The organism is Massilia sp. HP4, assembly GCF_005222695.1.
In the GTDB taxonomy this organism is placed as follows: Bacteria; Pseudomonadota; Gammaproteobacteria; order Burkholderiales; family Burkholderiaceae_D; genus Telluria.
Window position 1 is genome coordinate 219646 of record NZ_STGG01000012.1, and the last position, 20741, is coordinate 240386.

General features: G+C 64.5%; 19 protein-coding genes. 10 read left to right on the forward strand and 9 right to left on the reverse strand.

The annotated features are described in order from the left end of the window. Positions 1 to 21 precede the first annotated feature (21 nt). Both E8M83_RS06415 and E8M83_RS06420 read right to left on the reverse strand, forming a co-directional pair. A complete protein-coding gene (locus E8M83_RS06415) occupies positions 22 to 573 on the reverse strand; it encodes a prepilin peptidase (protein ID WP_137172533.1) in 552 nt (183 codons plus the stop codon). A 61-nt stretch (positions 574 to 634) separates the two neighbouring features. Beyond that, the gene (locus E8M83_RS06420; RefSeq protein ID WP_137172534.1) at positions 635 to 817 is read right to left on the reverse strand and encodes a Flp family type IVb pilin; all 183 of its coding nucleotides are present in this window, start codon (positions 815 to 817) and stop codon (positions 635 to 637) included. A gap of 368 nt (positions 818 to 1185) precedes the next feature. Between E8M83_RS06420 and E8M83_RS06425 the strand changes: the two genes are divergently transcribed. Together E8M83_RS06425 and E8M83_RS06430 are read left to right on the forward strand one after the other, a co-directional pair. Continuing rightward, entirely contained in the window at positions 1186 to 2220 is a 1035-nt protein-coding gene (locus E8M83_RS06425; protein WP_137172535.1) for a GGDEF domain-containing protein, read from the forward strand. A gap of 273 nt (positions 2221 to 2493) precedes the next feature. Further along, positions 2494 to 2832 (forward strand): hypothetical protein, encoded by a 339-nt coding sequence (locus E8M83_RS06430; RefSeq protein WP_137172536.1) that lies wholly within the window; start codon positions 2494 to 2496, stop codon positions 2830 to 2832. Here the strand turns inward: E8M83_RS06430 and E8M83_RS06435 are convergent. Both E8M83_RS06435 and E8M83_RS06440 read right to left on the reverse strand, forming a co-directional pair. Further along, on the reverse strand, positions 2811 to 3740 hold the full coding sequence (locus E8M83_RS06435) for a LysR substrate-binding domain-containing protein (RefSeq protein ID WP_137172537.1): 930 nt from the start codon (positions 3738 to 3740) through the stop codon (positions 2811 to 2813). The genes E8M83_RS06430 and E8M83_RS06435 overlap by 22 nt on opposite strands. Next, the gene (locus E8M83_RS06440) at positions 3731 to 4348 is read right to left on the reverse strand and encodes a 2-hydroxychromene-2-carboxylate isomerase (RefSeq protein ID WP_229491434.1); all 618 of its coding nucleotides are present in this window, start codon (positions 4346 to 4348) and stop codon (positions 3731 to 3733) included. The genes E8M83_RS06435 and E8M83_RS06440 overlap by 10 nt, the downstream gene beginning before the upstream one ends. 209 nt (positions 4349 to 4557) lie before the next feature. Between E8M83_RS06440 and E8M83_RS06445 the strand changes: the two genes are divergently transcribed. Further along, a complete protein-coding gene (locus tag E8M83_RS06445) occupies positions 4558 to 4674 on the forward strand; it encodes an SDR family oxidoreductase (RefSeq protein ID WP_373995034.1) in 117 nt (38 codons plus the stop codon). Here E8M83_RS06445 and E8M83_RS06450 read toward each other — a convergent pair whose 3' ends face one another. Further along, entirely contained in the window at positions 4675 to 5898 is a 1224-nt protein-coding gene (locus E8M83_RS06450; RefSeq protein WP_137172538.1) for an HD-GYP domain-containing protein, read from the reverse strand. It abuts the gene before it with no gap. Between the two features lie 204 nt (positions 5899 to 6102). On the opposite strand from E8M83_RS06450, the gene icmF reads away from it, so the two are divergent. The 6 genes from icmF (at position 6103) to E8M83_RS06480 (ending at position 15552) form a co-directional block, all read left to right on the forward strand. After that, a complete protein-coding gene (gene icmF, locus E8M83_RS06455; protein WP_137172539.1) occupies positions 6103 to 9402 on the forward strand; it encodes a fused isobutyryl-CoA mutase/GTPase IcmF in 3300 nt (1099 codons plus the stop codon). 55 nt (positions 9403 to 9457) lie between these two features. Next, positions 9458 to 9766 (forward strand): hypothetical protein, encoded by a 309-nt coding sequence (locus E8M83_RS06460; protein WP_137172540.1) that lies wholly within the window; start codon positions 9458 to 9460, stop codon positions 9764 to 9766. 169 nt (positions 9767 to 9935) lie between these two features. Beyond that, a complete protein-coding gene (prsT, locus tag E8M83_RS06465; RefSeq protein WP_137172541.1) occupies positions 9936 to 12713 on the forward strand; it encodes an XrtA/PEP-CTERM system TPR-repeat protein PrsT in 2778 nt (925 codons plus the stop codon). An 87-nt stretch (positions 12714 to 12800) separates the two neighbouring features. Continuing rightward, a complete protein-coding gene (locus E8M83_RS06470) occupies positions 12801 to 13571 on the forward strand; it encodes an N-acetyltransferase (RefSeq protein WP_229491435.1) in 771 nt (256 codons plus the stop codon). A 32-nt stretch (positions 13572 to 13603) separates the two neighbouring features. After that, the gene (locus E8M83_RS06475) at positions 13604 to 14485 is read left to right on the forward strand and encodes a ThiF family adenylyltransferase (protein WP_137172542.1); all 882 of its coding nucleotides are present in this window, start codon (positions 13604 to 13606) and stop codon (positions 14483 to 14485) included. Further along, positions 14482 to 15552 (forward strand): nitroreductase family protein, encoded by a 1071-nt coding sequence (locus tag E8M83_RS06480; RefSeq protein WP_137172543.1) that lies wholly within the window; start codon positions 14482 to 14484, stop codon positions 15550 to 15552. The genes E8M83_RS06475 and E8M83_RS06480 overlap by 4 nt, the downstream gene beginning before the upstream one ends. 9 nt (positions 15553 to 15561) lie before the next feature. Here the strand turns inward: E8M83_RS06480 and E8M83_RS06485 are convergent, their stop codons facing one another. Further along, complete coding sequence (locus tag E8M83_RS06485) at positions 15562 to 16437, reverse strand: class I SAM-dependent methyltransferase (RefSeq protein WP_137172544.1); 876 nt, start codon at positions 16435 to 16437, stop codon at positions 15562 to 15564. A 326-nt stretch (positions 16438 to 16763) separates the two neighbouring features. Here E8M83_RS06485 and pepA point away from each other — a divergent pair, with 326 nt between their 5' ends. Further along, positions 16764 to 17618 carry a flocculation-associated PEP-CTERM protein PepA gene (gene pepA, locus E8M83_RS06490; RefSeq protein WP_137172545.1) on the forward strand — a complete coding sequence of 285 codons (855 nt, stop codon included), beginning with the start codon at positions 16764 to 16766 and terminating at the stop codon, positions 17616 to 17618. 86 nt (positions 17619 to 17704) lie between these two features. Here pepA and E8M83_RS06495 read toward each other — a convergent pair whose 3' ends face one another. The 3 genes from E8M83_RS06495 to E8M83_RS06505 form a co-directional block, all read right to left on the reverse strand. After that, on the reverse strand, positions 17705 to 18628 hold the full coding sequence (locus E8M83_RS06495; RefSeq protein ID WP_137172546.1) for an AAC(3) family N-acetyltransferase: 924 nt from the start codon (positions 18626 to 18628) through the stop codon (positions 17705 to 17707). Continuing rightward, complete coding sequence (locus E8M83_RS06500; protein ID WP_137172547.1) at positions 18621 to 19817, reverse strand: hypothetical protein; 1197 nt, start codon at positions 19815 to 19817, stop codon at positions 18621 to 18623. The genes E8M83_RS06495 and E8M83_RS06500 overlap by 8 nt, the downstream gene beginning before the upstream one ends. Positions 19818 to 20048: 231 nt before the next feature. Beyond that, entirely contained in the window at positions 20049 to 20657 is a 609-nt protein-coding gene (locus tag E8M83_RS06505) for an XrtA/PEP-CTERM system exopolysaccharide export protein (RefSeq protein WP_229491450.1), read from the reverse strand. Positions 20658 to 20741: the final 84 nt, after the last annotated feature.

The window sequence follows — 20741 nt, forward strand, 5'->3', positions numbered from 1 at the left end:
GACAAAGGCCCGACCCGCGGTTCATAACAGCGGCCGCTCGGCGTAGCGGCCGACCAGCAGCGCGATGGTGCCGGCGGCGATCGCCACGCCATACGGAATCGCGCCGGCGCTGGGCTGGCCGCCGGCGCCTGCCGCGCGCTCCGGCGCGCGCGGCAGGCGCAGCAGCATGGGCCGCAGGATCGCCCACATATTGGCCACCGCCATCCGCAGGCGGCCCTTGAAGACGATGACGGCCAGCGCCATCACGCCGCCCACGCACCAGGCCAGGATGGCGATCCGCAGCGCGTCGCCGGGACCGGCGAAGGCGCCGACCGCGGCCATCATCTTGACGTCCCCGGCAGCCATGCCGCGGACCAGGTAAAAAGGTAGGAAGATCGCAAGGCCGGCCGCCGCGCCGCCCAGCCAGGCGAGCAGTCCCGTCAAGGGTTGGACCGACAGCAGGTGCAGGACCAGGGCGCCGAGCATGCCGGCGGCCAGCAGCCGGTTCGGGATGCGCCGGCTCTCCAGGTCCTTGACCGCCGCCGCCGTCACCATCAGCAACAGCAGCGTATCGAGGTAAAGTGCGACAGCCATGATCGGACTCCACGAAAAAAAAGCCCCCCAGGGCCGAACCGCGTCCCGGGGGGCAGCCACATTACGGCTCGATCACCAGCTGATCGCGGATGTAGACGAAGGCCGCCTCGATGTTGTCACCGACTTCGCCAGCAACACCGGCCATCACGACACCGATGAGGGCGGCGATCAGGCCATACTCGATGGCAGTCACACCGTTCTCGTCGGCAAAAAACGCTTTGATGGCGGAGGTAATCGTGCTCATGACAAACTCCTTATTGATGGTTGAGGAAATACTGGCTGCGACTGGGCCCCGTCGCTACTGCTGTGTTACGTTTGCCAGTGAGTTCACTTTAGCGACTAGTGCCACACGGCAAGTTGACCATCCACAACTTTTCCATATGGAAATCCATGCTTCTGATAAGAAACAAGCTCGGCCTGCGATGTGTCACACCAGGGGCAAGCACGAATAAATATTGTTAAGAATAGTTGCCGGTAATACAAAAAAGCATTATGCTGTTTTGCTTGACCGCTGAAAAATACGGCACCGCCGCCACCGGCGCATTGCCCCCTTCGGTGCTGTCCACCTGTTCTCTCCCGGTTACCCTTCTTGCTTGGTCTGACAACGACGACATGGATTCCCTGCTGCGACACATGGTGGACATGACCGGCCACCGCGATCACACCATGCTGGACATCTCCGTGATTTCGGCGGTCCAGGAACTGTCGGGCGCGGCCCGCACCCGGGTGCTCGCCGTCGCGAACGTCGGCGAACAGTATTTCGTGCGTTCGCGCGCCTGCATCCATGCCGGCGGCGTGGCCTGCCCCGAAGAGCCGCAAGACAGCGGTCCGGGCGAGCCGATCGCGCTCTATCCCGAACTCGAGGCCTGCCTGCGGCGCCACGACGTGCGCGCCGAAAGCATCGGCGCCGACGGCCTGCGCCGCCTGTGGCTGCCAATCTGGTTCGGCGACAAGGCCGACACCTGCCTCGAAATCGTGCATGCCAACCCGTTCTCTCCAGAAGCGCTGTACATGGTCAACGGGATCGTCAGCGTGTACCGCAACTTCCAGAACCTGCTCGACTACAGCGAGCGCGATTCGCTCACCGGCCTGCTCAACCGCAAGACCTTCGACGACCAGCTGGCGCGCATGCTGCACGCCTCCGAGACCGATACCTCGAACCACGGCCAGGCCGAGCGGCGCCAGCCGCATGGCGAAGAAAAACAGTGGCTGGCGGTGGTCGACGTCGACCACTTCAAGGGCGTCAACGACCGCTTCGGCCACCTGTACGGCGACGAAGTGCTGATCCTGATCGCCAACCTGCTGCAATCGTCGTTCCGCGCCCAGGACCGCGTATTCCGCTTCGGCGGCGAGGAATTCGTGGTGCTGCTGCGCTCGGCCAGCCTCGACAACGCGCGCCGCATCATCGACCGCTTCCGGGCCGACGTCGAGCACCACGACTTTCCGCAGGTGGGCCAGGTCACGGTCAGCATCGGTTTCACCAGCGTCAGCGCGGCCGATTCGCCGGTGGTCACGCTCGGCCACGCCGACCAGGCCCTGTACTACGCCAAGGCCCACGGCCGCAACCGCGTCTGCCACTACGAAGAGCTGGTCGAGGGCGGGCTGCTGCAGACCGTGGCCGTCAACGACACCGCCGAATTCTTCTGAGCCCGCGCTAACAGAGCGCGAACATCCCGAGCAGCCCGAGCGCGGCTTCGGGACGCAGCATGCGCGCCAGCGCCCAGCCGAGCGCCAGCGCGCATACGCACAGGAGCGATCCCCGCCCCCAGCATCAGCAGCGCGCCCGACACGCCGAACGTCCCGACCGCGCCCTGGGCGGCCGGGATCGACGCGAACTGGCCGACGCCGGCCGCGGCCCCGGCCAGGCCCAGGCCCCAGCCGCGCTGTTCCGGCGCCAGCATGCGGCCCGGCGCGCCGTAGATGGCGCCGAAGGCGGTGCAGGCCAGGGCGACCCCGACCCACCAGGCCGGCGCCCAGCACCAGCACCAGCTGCAGGGTCGTCGCGGCATGCGCCATCACGGCCATGCCCAGGCCATACAGCAGGCAGCCGCCGAAAATCAGGCGCCGCGAGCCATGGCGCTCGGCGATCCAGCCGGCCAGCGGCTGGGCGATGCCCCACACCAGGTTTTGCAGCGCCAGCGCGACGCGGGTGTTGGAGCGGCCAGTATTGCGAGCACGCCGGATGGCGGCAAACGGCCATTTTTCAGGCCAGCCATGCGCGGCGCGCATGACGCGATTCATGCGCCCGGGACGCCGTAGTCCTCGATCCGCGCGCGGCTGTGCGCCAATTCGTGCAGCAGCCAGGCACGGAACACTGCCACGTCCGGGCGGTCGGCCTCCAGACCGTCCAGCAGCCAGTAGCCGCGGCCTGGCACGCGCCGCGCGCCGTCGCGCAGGGCCGCCAGGCGGCCGGCGCGCAGCATGGGCTCGACCAGCGCCAGCCGGCCCAGCGCCACCCCGTGGCCTTCGAGCGCGGCCTGCACCACCTGGTCGTACTGGTTGAAATGGAGAGCGCGCGCAGCTGTCCTGCGCATGCCATGGATGCGCAGCCAGGTCGGCCAGTGCAGCCAGGTGCGCGGCGCGTCGTCCAGTTCGAGCAGCGTATGCTCCAGCAGGGCTGCCGGACTGGCGAAGGCCCGGGCCGCGAGCGCCGGGCTGGCGACCGGCACCACGATCTCGTCGAACAGGTGCAGCGCCCCCGGCGGGGCCTGCGCCGCATCGCAGTAGCGGATCGCCAGGTCGATGCCCTCGCGCTCCAGGTCGGACAGGGCATTGCCGGCCGCCAGCCGCACGTCGACGCCGGGATGCAAGGCCTGGAAGGCGCCCAGGCGCGGCAGGATCCACAGCGCGGCCACGCCGATGCCGGCCGCGATCGTGACCGGGTTCGACGGCGGCGCGGCGCGCAGCGCGGCGGCGAAGTCGGCCAGCTGCGCCAGCATCGGCGCGGCGATCGCATACAGGCTTTCGCCGGCCGCGGTGAGCGCGATGCCGCGCTTGCCGCGCACGAACAGCGGCGCGCCGAGGCGCTGCTCGAGGCTCTGGATCTGGCGGCTGACAGCCGACTGGGTCAGGCACAAGTCGTCGGCCGCGGCGGTGAAGCTGCCGCGCCGCGCGGTGGCCACGAAGCCCTTCAGGGCGTCGAGCGGCGGCAGCGCGTTCAGGCGCATCGCCCGCCCCCCGCGCGCGCCGCATCGAGTGCATCCTCGAGCCGGTCGTCGCCCCAGAACAGCTCGCCGTCAACGATGAAACTGGGCCCGCCGAAGATGCCGAGCCGGCGCGCCTGCGCGGTCTGTTCGCGCAGCGCGGCCTTGGCGTTTTCACTGCCGGCCAGATCCACCCATGCCTGCGGGTCGGGCGCCAGGCCGTCGAGCGCCGCCAGCACCGGCGCCGGATCGTCGATCTCGCGGTCCTCGGCCCAGGCCAGGTGCATGATGCGGCGGCAGTACTCGCCCATCCATGGCTCGCGCGCGGCCAGCAGCGCCACCCGCATCGGCAGCAGCGCGCGGCGCGGGAACACGCCAGGGCGCCGGAACGGCAAGCCGTATCTGGCCGCGCGGCGCGCCATGTCGCGCCACACGTACTCGCCCTTCTCGCGCTGGGCCAGGGACGGCGAACCCTCCCAGCCCAGTTCGCGGAACACGGGGCCGAGCAGGAACGGCCGCCACACCAGCGGCGCGCCGGCCGCCTGGGCCGCCCGCTCGATGCGCATCGCGCTCAGGTAACTGTAGTTGCTGCCGAACTCGAACCAGAATTCGAGCGCGTGTGACATGGACATGGGCATTGCGCTCCGGTGAAATCGCATCCGCACAGTATAGGAACGAAGATAGCAGGGAATGGCGCCGATTTGTCATGCGATCCATGCGTCAAACGCATGAATCGCATGCGCCGGCCGCGCTTGCGCCCAGCGCCGCCGCGCGCGACACTGGCGCGAAGGAGGCAATATGGAAAAGGTCTTGATCGTCACCGGCGCGGGTTGCGCCGAAGATCCCGATGGCCCGCCTGGCAACGCCCGAAGAAATCGCGGAACCGGTGCTGTGGCTGCTGTCGCCGCAGGCCAGCTACGTCACCGGCGCCACCCTGCGCTGCGCCGGCGGCTTGTAATCAGGCTTCAGCCAGCTGCATGAAGCGCTGCGGCTCGACCCGCCATTTGGCGGCCGACTCGTGGCGCACGATCCTGTCGCCGCCGCCGAAGCCCAGCGCGCGCGACAGGTCGACCGTCTCGGGCCGGATGTACACCTGCTTCTTCGCGTGGAAGAACACGTTGACCTTGGGCGTGAGCAGGCTCGATTCGTGCGGCTCGACCACCACGCCCAGCCGGCCCGACTCCAGTAGCACCAGGGTGCCGACCGGGTAGATGCCGACGCAGCGCATGAATTCCTGGGCCAGCGCGGGATTGAAATGGAACTTGCTCCACTCGTAGATCTTGCGCAGCGCCTCAGCCGGCGCGATGCCCTTGTGATAGCAGCGGTCGGAGGTGATCGCATCGTAGACATCGACGATGGCCGCCATCTGCGCCAGCTCGCTGATGCCGTCGCCGGCCTGGCGTTCCGGATAGCCGCTGCCGTCGCGCCGCTCGTGGTGGTGCAGGGTGATGTCGAGCGGGATGGGTCCGATGCCCTGGGTACGAACCAGGATGTCGTGGCCGTCGCGCGGATGGCGCTTGACGATATCGAATTCCTCGTCGCTCAGGCGCCCCTCCTTGTTGAGGATCGCGTCCGGCACCAGCGCCTTGCCGGTATCGTGCAGCAGGCCGCCCAGGCCGGCCTGGTAGATCACGTCATCGATCATGCCGCGCGAGCGGCAGAAGGCGACCAGCAGCGCGCACACGCTGACCGAATGCAGGAAGGTGTAGTCGTCCTTGTTCTTGATCTGCAGGAGGCTCAGCAAGGCTCCGGAGTTGCGCAGGATCGATTCGGTCACGTTCTGCACCACCGGACCGACCTCGCCCAGTTCGACCGCCTTGCCCAGGCGCGCGTCCTGCATCACGCTGCGCACCAGGCCCAGCGCCTGGCGCCGCACGTTGGCGGCGCGCTGCAGCTCTTCGCCCAGCGGCACCCTGGCCCGGCTGATCACGCTGGACGCCAGCGCCGCCACCTCGGCCTCGGTCGCGGCCTCGGCTTCGGCCAGGGTCGGCGCGTCCACGTCCAGGCCGCGGCTGCAATCGATCACGACACCGCGGATCCGGGCCGCGACGATCTTGCGGATCTCGTCCTCGTCTGTAACCAGGAAGCGGTTGCGGACGAAGGGATGCTCCATCCAGCCACAATCGAGATCGTGGATGAACATGCCTACCTTGAGCTGTGAAGAATCCACTTTTTTCAGCATCTGGGTTTCTTCCCGAATTGGATTGCCTTATGCGCCGAGTATATCAAGTACCTTGCGAAATGGAACTTCTTGTTGCCCTACAGATACACAATGTGAAATGGGTCGAACAGCGCCGCATTACTTCGCCGCAGTCTTGACGTTAACGTTAACGTCATATACCGTACCGGCATACCCCGTCCTCACCGCACACAAGGACCCTCCCCCATGAACGACATCATTTCCGAAGCGAGACCCGCGGCCAAGCTCGACCTGCCCGAGCAGCCACGCCTTGCCAACAAGGTCCGCTTCGTCACCGCCGCCTCGCTGTTCGACGGTCACGACGCCTCGATCAACATCATGCGCCGCATCCTGCAATCGAACGGTGCCGAGGTGATCCACCTCGGCCACAACCGCTCGGTCGACGAGGTGGTCACCGCGGCGCTGGCCGAGGACGCGCAGGGCATCGCCATCTCGAGCTACCAGGGCGGCCACGTCGAATACTTCAAGTACATGATCGACCTGCTGCGCCAGCGCGGCGGCGCCCACATCAAGGTGTTCGGCGGCGGCGGCGGCGTGATCGTCCCGAGCGAGATCGAGGACCTGCACGCGTATGGCGTGACCCGCATCTTCAGCCCGGAAGACGGCCAGCGCATGGGCCTGGTCGGCATGATCCGCTCGATGCTCGAGACCTGCGACGTCGACCTGTCGCCCTACGCCCCGACCTCGCTCGCGGCGCTGCGCGAAGGAGACATCGCCGACCGTCACCGCCCGCTGGCCCAGCTGATCACGGCGCTGGAAAGCGGCAAGGTCGACCCGGCCTTGCGCAAGGAAATCCTGGACACGGCCGACACGCTGCGCGTGCCGACCCTGGGCATCACCGGCACCGGCGGCGCCGGCAAATCGTCGCTGACCGATGAACTGATCCGCCGCATCCGCCTCGACCAGGGCGACCGCCTGAACATCGCCGTGATCTCGATCGATCCGTCGCGCCGCAAGTCGGGCGGCGCCCTCTTGGGCGACCGCATCCGCATGAACGCGATCAATCCGTGGAACGGCCAGCAGCGCGTGTTCATGCGCTCGCTGGCCACGCGTGAAGCCGGTTCCGAGATCTCGCAGGCGCTGCCCGACGTGATCGCCGCCTGCAAGGTGGCCGGCTTCGACCTGGTGATCGTCGAGACGTCGGGCATCGGCCAGGGCGACGCCGCCATCGTGCCGCACGTGGACACGTCGATGTACGTGATGACCCCGGAATTCGGGGCCGCTTCGCAGCTCGAGAAGATCGACATGCTCGATTTCGCCGACCTCATCGCGATCAACAAATTCGACCGCAAGGGCGCCCTCGACGCGCTGCGCGACGTGGCCAAGCAATACCAGCGCAACCGCGAGCTGTGGTCCGTGAATCCAGACCAGATGCCGGTCTACGGCACCCAGGCCTCGCGCTTCAACGACGACGGCGTGACCGCCCTCTACCACGGCCTGCTGCCGAAACTGGCCGCACTGGGCCTTCCAGTCGAGACGGGCAGCCTGCAGGCGCCCGCCCAGCGCTATTCGAGCGGCAAGAACGTGATCGTGCCGCCGGCGCGCAGCCGCTACCTGGCCGAGATCGCCGACACCGTGCGCGGCTACCACCGCACGGTCGGCAAGCAGGTCAAGCTCGCGCGCGAGCGCCAGCAGCTGCAGGAGGCCAAGCGCATGCTGGCCGCGGCCGGCAAGAGCATCGACTTCGACGACCTGATCGCGGAGCGCGACAATGCGATGGACGGCGAAGCCAAGTCGTTGGTCGCGTCCTGGCCGCAGTTGCAGGCGACCTACGCGGGCGACGAGCATGTGGTGAAAATCCGCGACAAGGAGATCCGCACGCGCCTGGTGTCGACCACCTTGTCCGGCAACCCGGTGCGCAAGGTGGCGCTGCCGCGCTTCGAAGACCATGGCGAGATCCTGCGCTTCCTGATGCTGGAGAACGTACCGGGTAGTTTCCCCTACACTGCAGGCGTGTTTCCCTTCAAGCGCGAAGGCGAAGACCCGACCCGTATGTTCGCCGGCGAAGGCGACGCCTTCCGCACCAACCGCCGCTTCAAGCTGGTGTCGACCGGCATGGACGCCAAGCGCTTGTCGACCGCCTTCGATTCGGTGACCCTGTACGGCGCCGATCCGGCGCTGCGGCCCGATATCTACGGCAAGGTGGGCAACTCGGGCGTGTCGATCGCGACCCTGGACGATATGAAGGTGCTGTACGACGGCTTCGACCTGTGCAGCCCGTCGACCTCGGTGTCGATGACCATCAACGGCCCGGCCCCGACCATCCTGGCGATGTTCATGAACACCGCCATCGACCAGCAGATCGACAAGTTCGCCGAGAACAACGGGCGCCAGCCGACGCAGGACGAAGAGCAGAAGATCCGCGCCTGGGTCCTGACCGCCGTGCGCGGTACCGTGCAGGCCGACATCCTGAAGGAAGACCAGGGCCAGAACACCTGCATCTTCTCGACCGAGTTCTCGCTGAAGGTGATGGGCGATATCCAGGAATACTTCGTCACCCACGGCGTGCGCAATTTCTATTCGGTGTCGATCTCGGGCTACCACATTGCCGAAGCAGGCGCCAACCCGATCTCGCAGCTCGCGTTCACCCTGTCGAACGGCTTCACCTTCGTGGAAGCGTATCTGGCGCGCGGCATGAACATCGACGACTTCGCGCCGAACCTGTCGTTCTTCTTCTCGAACGGCATGGACCCGGAGTACACGGTGCTGGGCCGCGTGGCGCGCCGCATCTGGGCGGTGGCGATGCGCGACAAGTACGGCGCCAACGACCGCTCGCAGAAGCTGAAATACCACATCCAGACCTCGGGCCGCTCACTGCACGCGCAAGAGATCGACTTCAACGACATCCGCACCACCCTGCAGGCGCTGATCGCGATCTACGACAACTGCAATTCGCTGCACACCAATGCCTATGACGAGGCGATCACCACGCCGACCGACGAATCGGTGCGCCGCGCCCTGGCGATCCAGCTGATCATCAATCGCGAATGGGGTCTGGCCAAGAACGAGAACCCGAACCAGGGTTCCTTCATCATGGACGAGCTGACCGACCTGGTCGAAGAGCAGGTGCTGCAGGAATTCGAGCGCATCGCCGAGCGCGGCGGCGTGCTGGGGGCGATGGAAACCGGCTACCAGCGTGGCAAGATCCAGGAAGAGTCGATGCTGTACGAGCACCAGAAGCACGACGGCACGCTCCCGATCATCGGCGTGAACACCTTCCGCAACCCGAAGGGCGCGGGCGCCCCGGCGACCATCGAACTGGCGCGCTCGACCGACGACGAGAAGCAATCGCAGCTGCAGCGCCTGCAAGATTTCCACACCCGCAATGCCGATGCGGCGCCGGCCGCCCTGGCTGCCCTGCGCCAGGCCGCGATCGACAACGAGAACGTGTTTGCGCGCCTGATGGACGCGGTGCGCGTGTGTTCGCTGGGGCAGATCACGACGGCGCTGTTCGAGGTGGGGGGGCAGTATCGGCGCAATATGTAGTGATCGTGCGCTAGGGACGGCATAGAATGGTTCCGTGTCCACCACGGAGCCTCCGATGACCATCCAGCCCGACCAGCTCGCCGCGCTGATGCGCGAAGTCGAACGGGAAGACCCGATCGACTTCGCCGACCTGCCCTTCCCCGAGGACGAGATGCGCGCCATTGTCGCCAACCATCTGTGCGAGATGGCGGCGGCGATGGAAAGCTTCAGCGAGGAAGACCGCAGCCTGACCTTGCTGGCGGTGTCGGCCAAGCTGGTGCTGGAAAACCTCGTGCTGCACGTGCAACTATTGCGGCGCCACGGTTTGCCGGTGGGGGAGAATGTGGACGCTTTGCTGCAGCGTCTGCGACGCGACCCCGAGTAACTTAATGAATAGCAATTTATTTATCGCTCGCAGTACAAGAATCGGGTAAGTTTTGCAACAGCCATGTCCGTTTGTACACTGGATGAGCTGTTCCTTCAGGTATTATTTGTTGTTGAGGAATTTCGCTTATCCAGCGAAACGACCGTCTCCACTGCCCGAGGAATCCCACATGCCGCGCCATCCCACCAAGCACAAACTCACCGTCGCCGTCCTGACCGGCGCCCTTCTCGCCGTCGGCCTGGCTGGCTGCAACCGCACCCAGTCGACCGAAACGCTGTTGGCAGAGGCCAAGGATTACCAGCAAAAAGGCGACGTCAAGGCAGCCCTGATCCAGCTCAAGAATGCCGTGGCGAACAGCCCGGAAGACGGCGAAGCGCGCCTGGCACTGGGCGCCCTGCAGATGTCGAGCGGAGACCTTGCCTCGGCCGAGAAGGAATTGGGCCGCGCGCGCGATCTCGGCATCCCGGGCGAGCGGGTGCTGCCGCTGCTGGGCCGGACCCTGGCCCAGCAGGGCAAGTTCAAGGAGGTGCTGGAACTGGTCACGCCGGAAGTGGCTGGCAAATCAGCACCGCTGATGGCGCTGCGCGGCGACGCGCTGCTGGGCAGCAGCAAACCGGAAGAAGCACAGCAAGCATACGCAGCGGCACTGGCAGCGAATCCGAACTCGGGCGAGGCCCTAATGGGCATGGCGCGCCTGTCCATCTCGCGCGGCGACCGTGACGCTACCGTGCGCTATGTTGACGAGGCGGTGGCCAAGGACGCCAGGAATCCCGAGGTACACATGATGCACGGGATGATCTTGCGTGTCCAAGGCAAGACCGATGAAGCGCTGGCCGCATTCGGCCAAGCCCTGGCGCTCAAGCCGGATCATCGCACCGCGCATATCGAGCGCGCGAATATCGAGATCGGCCGCGGCAAATTCGATGCGGCGAAGGTGGAAGTCCAAGCTGCGGAGAAAAATTCGCCAGGCAGCTTGATGGTGGTCTACACCCGCGCGATGTTCGAATTTTCTCAAGGCAAACACGCCGCAGCGAAGGAATCGCTGCAGAAAATCCTGAAAGTCGCTCCCGACCACCTGCAAAGCGTGTTGCTGGCAGGCGCATCGGAATTGGCACTGGGCAATACCAACCAGGCCGAGCAGCATTTACGAAAATACCTGGAAAGCGCCCCGAACAACGTCTATGCGCGCAAACTGCTGGCCCAGGCACAGCTCAAGAATTCCCAGCCCGGTGCAGCGGTCGAGACACTGGCCCCGATCTTGAAGGATGCCTCGAAGGACGCGCAGGTGCTGGCCCTGGCTGGCGAGTCCTATATGCAGGTGCGCGATTTCGACAAGGCCAGCGATTACCTCGCGCAGGCAGCCGCACTGAGCCCGCAGGCATCGGCAGTACGGACTTCGCTCGGACTGTCGAAGCTGGCGCAGGGCGACCGCGCCGGCGCCCTGAGCGACCTCGAATTGGGTGCGAAGCTGGATCCGAAGTCGGTCCAGGCTACCACGGCCCTGGTCCAGACCGAGATCGGCATGAAACGCCCCGAAAAGGCCCTGGCAGCCGTCGAGGCGCTGGAGAAGCAGCAGCCGGACAATCCGCAGGTCCACCAGCTCAAGGGCGCCGTCTACGTCGTCCAGGGGAACACGGCCGCCGCGCGCTCCGCTTTTGAGAAGGCATTGGCGCTGCAAGCCGGATTCATGCCGGCCGTGACCAATCTCGCGCGCCTCGACATCCAGGACAACAAGCCGGACGCCGCCCGGGCGCGCTTCATGGCTGTCCTGGACAAGGACAAGAACAGCATCGACGCGATGACCGCGCTGGCCGCGCTGGAAATGCATCAAAAGCGCGTTCCGGAGGCGACCGCCTGGCTCGAGAAAGCCAGCGACGCCAATCCGACCGCACTCGGCCCTGCGCTGCGGCTCGGTGGGCACTATCTGGCGACGGAACAGGCGCCCAAGGCGCAGGCACTTGCGCGCAAGCTGCAAACCAACCATCCGGCCGATCCCGGGGTACTCGAACTGCTCGGACAAACCCAGGTCGTGGGCAAGGATCTTCCTGGCGCCGTCGACACCTACAGCAAACTGATCACGCTGCAGCCGACGAACGGCATGGCCCATGTGCGCCTGGCCAGTGTGAACGTGCTGATGAAGGACGAAGCCGCGGCAGCCGCCAATCTCCAGCGCGCCATCGCCCAGCAGCCGGACCTGGCGCCGGCACGCGCCGCCGCGGTCGAGGTTGCGCTGCGGCGCGACCGCCAGGCCGAGGCGCTGAAGCTGGCGAAAGACACCCAGAACGATTTTCCCAAGAACCCGCTCGGCTATGTGCTGGAAGGCGATGCCTACCTGTTCAAGCGCCAGGGCCCCCAGGCCACTGCCGCCTATGAGAAGGCACTGGCGATCGCACCGGCGACACCGATCGTCATCAAGCTGTCCCAGGCACTGGCGGTATCCGGCAAGCCGGCAGACGGCACACGCCGACTTGCCACATGGCACAAAGCCCATCCAAACGATATCGGCGCAGCGCATTACCTGTCGAATATGTATCTGGGTGCGAAGGATGCCAAGGCGGCGATTCCGGTGCTGGAAGGAATCATCGAGCGTACGCCGCAAGATCCGATGGCCCTCAACAACCTGGCCTGGGCCTATGGCCAGGCCAAGGACCCGCGGGCCCTGGCGACTGCCGAACGGGCCGCCAAGATCGCTGGCGACAATCCGGCCATCATGGACACGCTGGGCTGGCTGCTGGTCGAGCAGGGAAATACCGAGCGCGGCTTGCCACTGCTGAAAAAAGCAGCAGCGTCCGCACCGAACGCACCCGAAATTTCGTATCACCTTGCGGTCGGCATGGCCAAGGCCGGCGACAAGGAAGGCGCGCGCAACGCCCTGGACAAGCTCTTGGCAGAGCACACAGCCTTCCCCCAACTCGAAGACGCACGCGCATTGCGCAAATCTTTATAAAGGACTAATATCTATTTAGAAATAAATAACTGTTTGGACACAGTTTAATGAGTCTTGATCATCCAGTCGAGCCGAAGGAAAACGTCGATGACTAGCCAGGAACAAGAGAATTCAGAGGCTTTTCCCGCAGATTCGCTGCTGAACAGCCGTGCTTCGGAAGAACAGGATAAGATGACGGCCTCAGATATAGAGGACGTAATTGTGAACCAAGATTCATTTGGAATCCGGCTTCTCGATACCACTGAGGGACGCAATTCGGCCAGCATGCTCATCAACAAGATGTACGCATGGCGCGGTTATGCGGGCACCCACCAGACGGGTGACGACCCGAACCGGATTGTCCTGACCGCGACCGACAAGGGCGATGTGGTCGGAACCCTCAGTCTCGGCATGGACTCCGAAGTCGGCCTGATGGCCGACGAGATTTTCAAGAGCGAGCTGGACGCCCTGCGCCAGCAAGGCGCCAAGCTGTCCGAGTTTACCAAGTTGGCGTTCGATCCATCGGTTCGTTCCAAGGCTTCACTGGCCAACCTGTTCCACCTGGCGGTGATCTATGCCCGCGATGTGCATGGCTGTTCGGATATCATCATCGAAGTCAATCCGCGTCACCGCGGTTTCTACAAGAGGATGCTTGGTTTCGAACAGATCGGAGAACTCAAGACCAATCCGCGTGTGAACGCACCGGCCTACCTGATGCGCGTGCGCCTGGCGTACGCGACCGAACAAATCCTCAAGCATGGCGGTACCTTTGGCAGCGATGCCAGCAACCGCTCTTTCTATCCCTTTTTCTTTTCCCCGCGCGAAGAAAGCGGCATCGTCGCCCGACTGCTGCGCATGGAACACGACCACGCCGACTAAGCATTCGACGGCTTCGCATGGATGACCAGGCAATGAGCACATCGTTCGACTATGGGCGGGCCTTCGCCCGCAATCTCGGCTGGGTCACGCCCGACGAACAGGCTGCGCTGCGCGGCAAGCGGGTGGCGATCGCGGGCGGCGGCGGCGTGGGTGGCGTTTACCTGCTGACCCTGGCGCGCCTGGGCGTCGCTTCGTTCCATATTGCCGATTTCGATACCTTTGACCTGGTCAATTTCAACCGTCAGGTGGGCGCCATGATGTCAACGCTCGACCAGCCCAAGGCCGAGGTGCTGGCACGCATGGCGAAGGACATCAATCCCGAGATCGGGATCAGGATCTTCGAGCAGGGGATCAATCCCGAAAACCTGGACGCCTTCCTGGACGGGGTCGACCTGTACGTGGACGGACTGGACTTCTTCGCTTTCGACATCCGCCAGCGCACCTTCGCGGCCTGCGCCGCGCGTGCGATCCCGGCCACCACGGTCGCGCCGCTCGGCATGGGCGCTGCGCTGCTCAATTTCATGCCGGGCCAGATGAGTTTCGACGAATACTTCCAATGGGGCGACCTTCCGGAGCTGGACAAGGCAATCCGCTTCGTGGTGGGGCTCGCCCCGGCAGGCCTGCATCGTCCCTATCTCGTGCTGCCGGCGGCGGTGAACTTCAAGGAACGACGCGGCCCCTCGACCATCATGGCTTGCCAGCTATGCGCGGGTATCGCCGCTACCGAGGCACTCAAGATCCTGCTGCGCCGGGGCGAGGTAAGAGCGGCGCCGCATGGTATGCAGTTCGACGCCTACCGCAACAAGCTGACCCGGACCTGGCGCCCGGGCGGCAACCGCAACCCGCTGCACCGCCTGATGATCGCGGTCGCCAAGCGCCAGATGACACGCGAACTGCAGGAACCATCGCAATGATTGCCGAACCTACCCTGCTCCAGATCCTCGACCTCGCGCGCTGGGCGCCCAGCGGCGACAACACGCAGCCCTGGCGTTTCGAGCTGGCCGCGCCCGACCATGTGGTGGTGCACGCCAGCGATACGCGCACCGATACCGTCTATGACCTGGACGGCCATCCGAGCCAGATCTCGGTCGGCGCGCTGCTCGAGACGATGTCCATCGCCGCCAGCGTGCACGGCCTGCGCGCCGACGCCCGGCGCCGCGCAGGCACCCCCGATGAGCAGCCGCTGTTCGACGTACGCTTCAGCGCTGATGCCAGCATCGCCCCGAGCCCGCTGGCCGGCGCCATTGCCCGCCGCAGCGTGCAGCGCCGGCCGATGAGCACACGGCCATTGAATGGCGACGAGAAGCGCGCGCTGGAAGCCGCCGCCGGCCCGGCCTACACGCTCAGCTGGATCGAAGGCTTCGGCCCGAAGCTCAAGACCGCACGCCTGATGTACGACAACGCCAGGCTGCGCCTGACCATGCCAGAGGCCTATCAGGTACATGCCCGCATCATTGAATGGAATGCACGGACCAGCCGCGACCGCGTGCCGGACCAGGCGCTGGGCGTCGATCCTGGCACCCTCAAGCTCATGAAATGGGCCATGGTGAGCTGGAACCGGCTATCGACGATGAACCGCCTGATGGGCACCTGGGCCCCGCGCCTGCAGATGGACCTGGTTCCAGGCATTGCCTGCGCCGCCCACTTCGTGCTCAAGGCGCGCAGCGCGCCGCACGGCATCGACGACTATGTCGAGGCGGGACGCGCGGTGCAGCGCTTCTGGTTGACGCTGACCCACCTGGGTCTGGTGATGCAGCCCGAGATGACGCCGCTGATCTTCTCGAAGTACGTGCTCGACCGGCGTGAGTTTACCCGGACACCCGGCTTGTTCGAAGCTGCAGCGCGACTGCGCGGGCGCGCGCAGGAACTGATCTACGACGGGCCGGGCACCCCGGTCTATATGGGCCGGCTCGGCGCCGGCCAGCTGCCCCGGGCGCGCTCGGAACGGCGACCGCTGGAAGACTTACTGATCCGGCGCTGAACCCGCTGTTCACTCGATCAACGAGCAATGCATACGGTTCATGCCGAAATGGCGGCGCAGGTCGGTGAAGTCGTGCTTGTGCCATTCTGGTAATCGCTGCCGCATGCGCTTCAGTTCCGCCGCCAGCGCGGGGTCGGCCGCACGCCGCGGCGCGCTCTTGAGCGCCATCATGAATGGCAGGGCAATCGTGGAATACAACCTGGCGCGGCCTTCCAGCGGCGTGACCGCCTGGCGGAAGTCGTCGGGGTAGAAGGCTGCGCGCAATGAATTGTAGTAGTCCTCGGTGAACAGCTGCGGCTGCTTGTCGGCATATTGATAGGCGAAATAATCGATCGAGCGCGCCGATTTGAGATGGCCGAAATCGACCATGTACACGCCTCCCCCATCCTTCAAGATGCGCGCCACCTCGGCATAGGTGCGGCACAGCATGTCCAGTGTCGGCAGGTGGTGCAAGGCCATTGTCGACATGACGGCGTCCACCGATTTGTCGCCGAACGACGACAGGTCGGTGATGTCGCCATGGCGGAATTCGACATTGGTCAAGCCCTGATGCGCAATCAGCTCACGCGCCCGCTCGAGCATCGGTGCCGACAGGTCGACCCCGATGAAGCGCGTGGCCGGGTTCAGGCGCGCGACCATCGCCAGCTGGTTGGCCGGACCGCAGGCGAGGTCGACCACTGTGTCGCCGGGACGGATGACCTCGCAGACATTCGCACAGTGAAACAGGTAGACGGGCGCCATCACGGCATGCTCACGGCCCGCCTCCACGTAGGCGGCCACGTTCTCCGGATCGTCCATCACCAGGTCGGGCTCGGTCACGCGCGGGCTGCGCTCGCTGGTCACCATCTCGCGAACCACGGTCTTAATTAAATTGAAGCTAGGCATCTTATTTTTCCTGGAGAAACGAAATGCAAAAATATTCTGTCGATATTTTTTACATCGCTGTGCTAGAAAAAGTTACTTGGAACGTCAGTCTATCGCCAACCATATGATTTTAAAAGGTTTTCATCCTGCTGGCACGCTGCTTGCTACATAACTCTTGCAATGATCGTCAATGGCTACACCCTGAAGATGCGAGCGAGTTTAACTGTGCGTACTTCGGCGGGCAATATACAAATCATCAGCCGTAGCGTCATCAAAGCAGTCACCCTTGGGAATGCCCGAGTATCGAGCCCGAGACATATAGGTCAATATATACTGGAGATTCACAAATGTTTAATACCAAGAGCACGCTGCGTACCCTGATTGCCGGCGCCTTCCTGACCATGGCAGCGGCTGCCCAAGCAGCGCCGGTCTTCACCGTCGACCCACGTTCCAATGGCCTGGATGTGCCTGGTCCAAATGGCATTCCAAATTTCAGCCAGCAATTCGATGCCAGCAGCATGGCTGGGCAGTCATCGGTCCAAATCAGGAAAACGGCAGGCGAAAACCAATATACCAGCGTGGGCTGGATCCGCTACGAAGGGTTTTCGCTGAACCAAGGCGGTTCGTCGGTCGGTATCCCGGGTTTGACGTCGGGTCTGGGTACTAATTACAACCTGTATGCCACCTTCACCCAGACCTTTACCTGCAAAGGCGCACTGGGCATCGATGTTTCTTGCGCGATCAATTCGATCGACCTCTCGCTGTGGGCACATGCCGGTCTTGGCGCGAGCTTCAATCTTGCATCCCTCGACAATGCAGCAACCGTGACGAACGATGACGGCCGGGTCGAAATCGGCGTCGTCAGGAGCATCATTTCCGGTACCGCTGGCCTCAACAATCTGGGTGGCGCCTTCCAGAACGTGAATACCAATTTCGAGCTGACCACAGCCGGCCAATCGTTCTTCGTGGAGCCAGATCCGTTCTTCACCGCCACTTTCAACGCATTCAACAACACCACCGGTGGTGCGACCTGCAATACCGAGGGCTGCGTCGATCCGACGGTCGTCGCCGTCACCGAAGAAAGCGGCATCACCAACTTCGGCGGCGCTCCTGCCGAAGTGCCGGAACCAGGTTCGCTGGCACTGATGGGCCTTGGCCTGCTGGGCCTGGGCGCCTATCGCCGCAAGCGCCTGCAGAAGTAATCCTGCCGGGCCGGTGAAGACCGGCCTGTGTGGTAAAAAAGCCGCCCGGTTCGCACCGGGCGGCTTTTTTCATGCTGGGGATCTTCTCAGGACAGCGGACGCGCCGCCAGCTGCTCGGGCGTGGAGTAGATGGTAATGCCCTGCCCCGCGAGCGCGTGCAGGTGGTCGAAGAAGCCACGCGCCGGAATGTACCATGCCCCGGCCGACCCGACCTTGCCATTTACCAGCAGGCCGCTGCGCTCGAACTCGCGCTGGAAATAATCGCGCAGGTCGCCGCGCGCGGCATAGTCGATGCGGCGTGCAGCGACCTCGGGCGCGAACGGGCGCACCGGCACCTCCCAGCGCGCGCCATTACGGTCGAGGCATGGCAGCCGGTAGCCGCGCGCATCCCAGACCGGTTCCGGAAAGGCCTCGCCCATGGCGTCTTCCACCACATGGTAGAAGGTGACCGGTCCCATCGATATACCCAGGCCCAGCACTTTCGCGCCGTCGATCCCGACGAAGCGCTGCCAGGGCGAACCTTCGCCGAAGATCGAGGGCGCGAGGTGATGCCCCTCGGTCAGGTACTGCGCATGCCGGCCCCAGGCCGCCACCGAGTGCGTCGGATGGACGCTGCGGTGGGTCGCCGGGCCGGCCAGGAAGGCTTCGGGCAGGCGCCCCATATTGGTGCCATGGATGCGCGGATCGAAGACGTAGCCTTCCAGTTCGCAGGTCGCCCTGACGCTGCCGGCCGGCATGTAATAGGTCGGCACCAACAGTGTCCCCTCCGGGCCCAGCGCATCCTGCAAGGCGCCGATGACCGCTGCTGCCCCGCCCTCCACGTAACCGAGGCTCTTGAGCGACGAATGCAGGAACACGCTATCGCCATGGCGAATGCCGAGCCGCCCCAGGTCGCGCGCCAGCGCCGCGCGGGTCACGTGCGGGCCCGAGGCACGTAGTTGCGATTCGCTGCGACGCCGGCGCATGGTTTCGCGCGCGGCCCTGAGCACGCGCTTGAGCGGCTCAAGCATGAGCCGGCTCGGCCACCAGCGCCAGTTCGAGCAGGTTGGCGTCGATGCAGAACTTGGCTGCCCAGTTCAGGTATTCCCACTGGCCGTAATCGCCATCGACCGGGAACGAACCCTTGATCCCGCCTACCGCGTCCTCGAGGCCGTCGAAACGCACGGTGCGGCGCACGAAGGCGGTCAGCTTGCGGCCCACCTCGAGATAGCGCGCCTCGCCGGTCAGGCGATGCAGCAGGAACAGGCAGTGGGCGATCTGCACCGAACCGGTCAGGCACACGTAATCAACCGCTGGCTTGAAGTCACGGCCGAGGCGGCCGGCCAGGTAGCCGTCGGCGCCGATTGCATCGACCAGGCTGTTCCCGGTGCGGACGGCGGCCTGCAGCAGGTCGGCCCGCCCGGACAGCAGATGCGCTTCCAGCACCCCGCGCAGCACATAACCGATGGTGTGGGTAAGCGGATGCTCGGCATCGGTCAGGCAATTCGATCCGAACCAGCCATTCGGCTGCTGCTTGGTCAGGGCCCAGTCGACCTGGCGCAGGCCGGCCTCGCCATAACCATGGCCGGGGGCGACACGCTCCGCCTCGAACAAACCCCACGCCACATGGGTCTCGTAGGCTTTCTCGCCCGGCTTGGCAAACGGCGTCGGATGCTTGCGCCAGCATCCGTCGGGATCGAGACTGTCGCGCAGCCAGGCCGCGGCGCGATGCATGGCGTCGAGGTAGCGGGGATCGACATATTCCGCGGCGCCCGCGGCCAGTCCGATCAGGATCTGGCCGGTGTTGAAAGTGACCGGCACCTTGGGAAGGGCATCGATCTTGCCTCCCTGGAAACCACCATCGGCGAACTGGATGGCGACACACCAGTCGAGCATCCGGCGGGCGCGCTCATGCAGGGTGGGGTCGCCATTGCGGCGCGCCAGTGTGATCATGGTGGGAATGATGTAGCCAGTGGTTTCCGGGTACGACGTTGCCCACCCCTTCTGCAGGCTGAAGTCGCGCGCCACCCCGCCGTCCCGGGATGCCGATTTGTCCTGCGCCATGCACAGCCACCGAGTGCAGACAGCGATCACCGCTTCCGGGCCCGGGTCGGACAGCGGAAGGCCGCGGCGGTCGGCGTCCAGCTCGGCCTTCGCCATCGCCGTCAGGGCTGGTCCGGATGAAAATTGATTCTTGAGAGACTTAAGGAGTTGTAACACGACAGTCCTGACATCGAAAATGGGGAGGATCGGGCGACAAATACGCGACTTGTCTTTCCAATAGATTTATTTCCTGAATTTAATGTCATATTGACATCAAACCGGATGCTCGTCAAATGCCGAACTGGAAACAAGGAAAGAAAGAACAGGCTGAATGCTGGATGTGCACTTGCCGGCGTTCGCCGGCAAGCTGCCGGCCCGGGCAGTTTGCCGCAGGCCGGGGTGGGCTAGTTAGAAGAAACTTTCTGGAATGATCAGGATGTCGCCTGGGCGCATTGCCAGGTTGGCCGAGATGTCGCCATCCTTGATCAGGTCGTCCAACCGCACAGTGAACTTTTCTTGCTTGCCATCCACGGTGCGCACAATGCTCGCCTTGTTTCCAGCTGCAAATTCAGTCACGCCGCCGACAGCGATTAATACATCCATCAAGGACATGTCGCGACGGTATGGCAACGCCTGTGGCCGGGCGGCTTGGCCGATTACGCGGATCTGCTCGTTGAAATTGCCAATGAAATTGGTGACCACGACCGTGACGACCGGCTGCTGGATGAACTGGGCCAGGGCCTGCTCGATATCGCGTGCCAGCTGGGTCGAGGTCTTGCCGGCAGCCGGAAGATCCTCGACCAGGGGCGTAGTGATCTTGCCGTCAGGACGGACTGGAACCGACATCGATACTTCAGGATTGCGCCAAACAATGATGTTGACTGCATCGCCTGGCCCGATCAGATAATCGGGGTTGATGGGAGCCAGGACAGCCGTCGCAGGCACCGCAGGTGTCGTGCATCCGCCCAGTAGCAGCATGCAAGCAGCGATACCCGCTGCAACCATCGATTTCATCATATACATCGTTTTGCTCACCTTGATTCTCCCTCGTTGCCGCGCTGCGCATGGCATGCCGGCTTGCGGACAAAAAATTGTTATTTA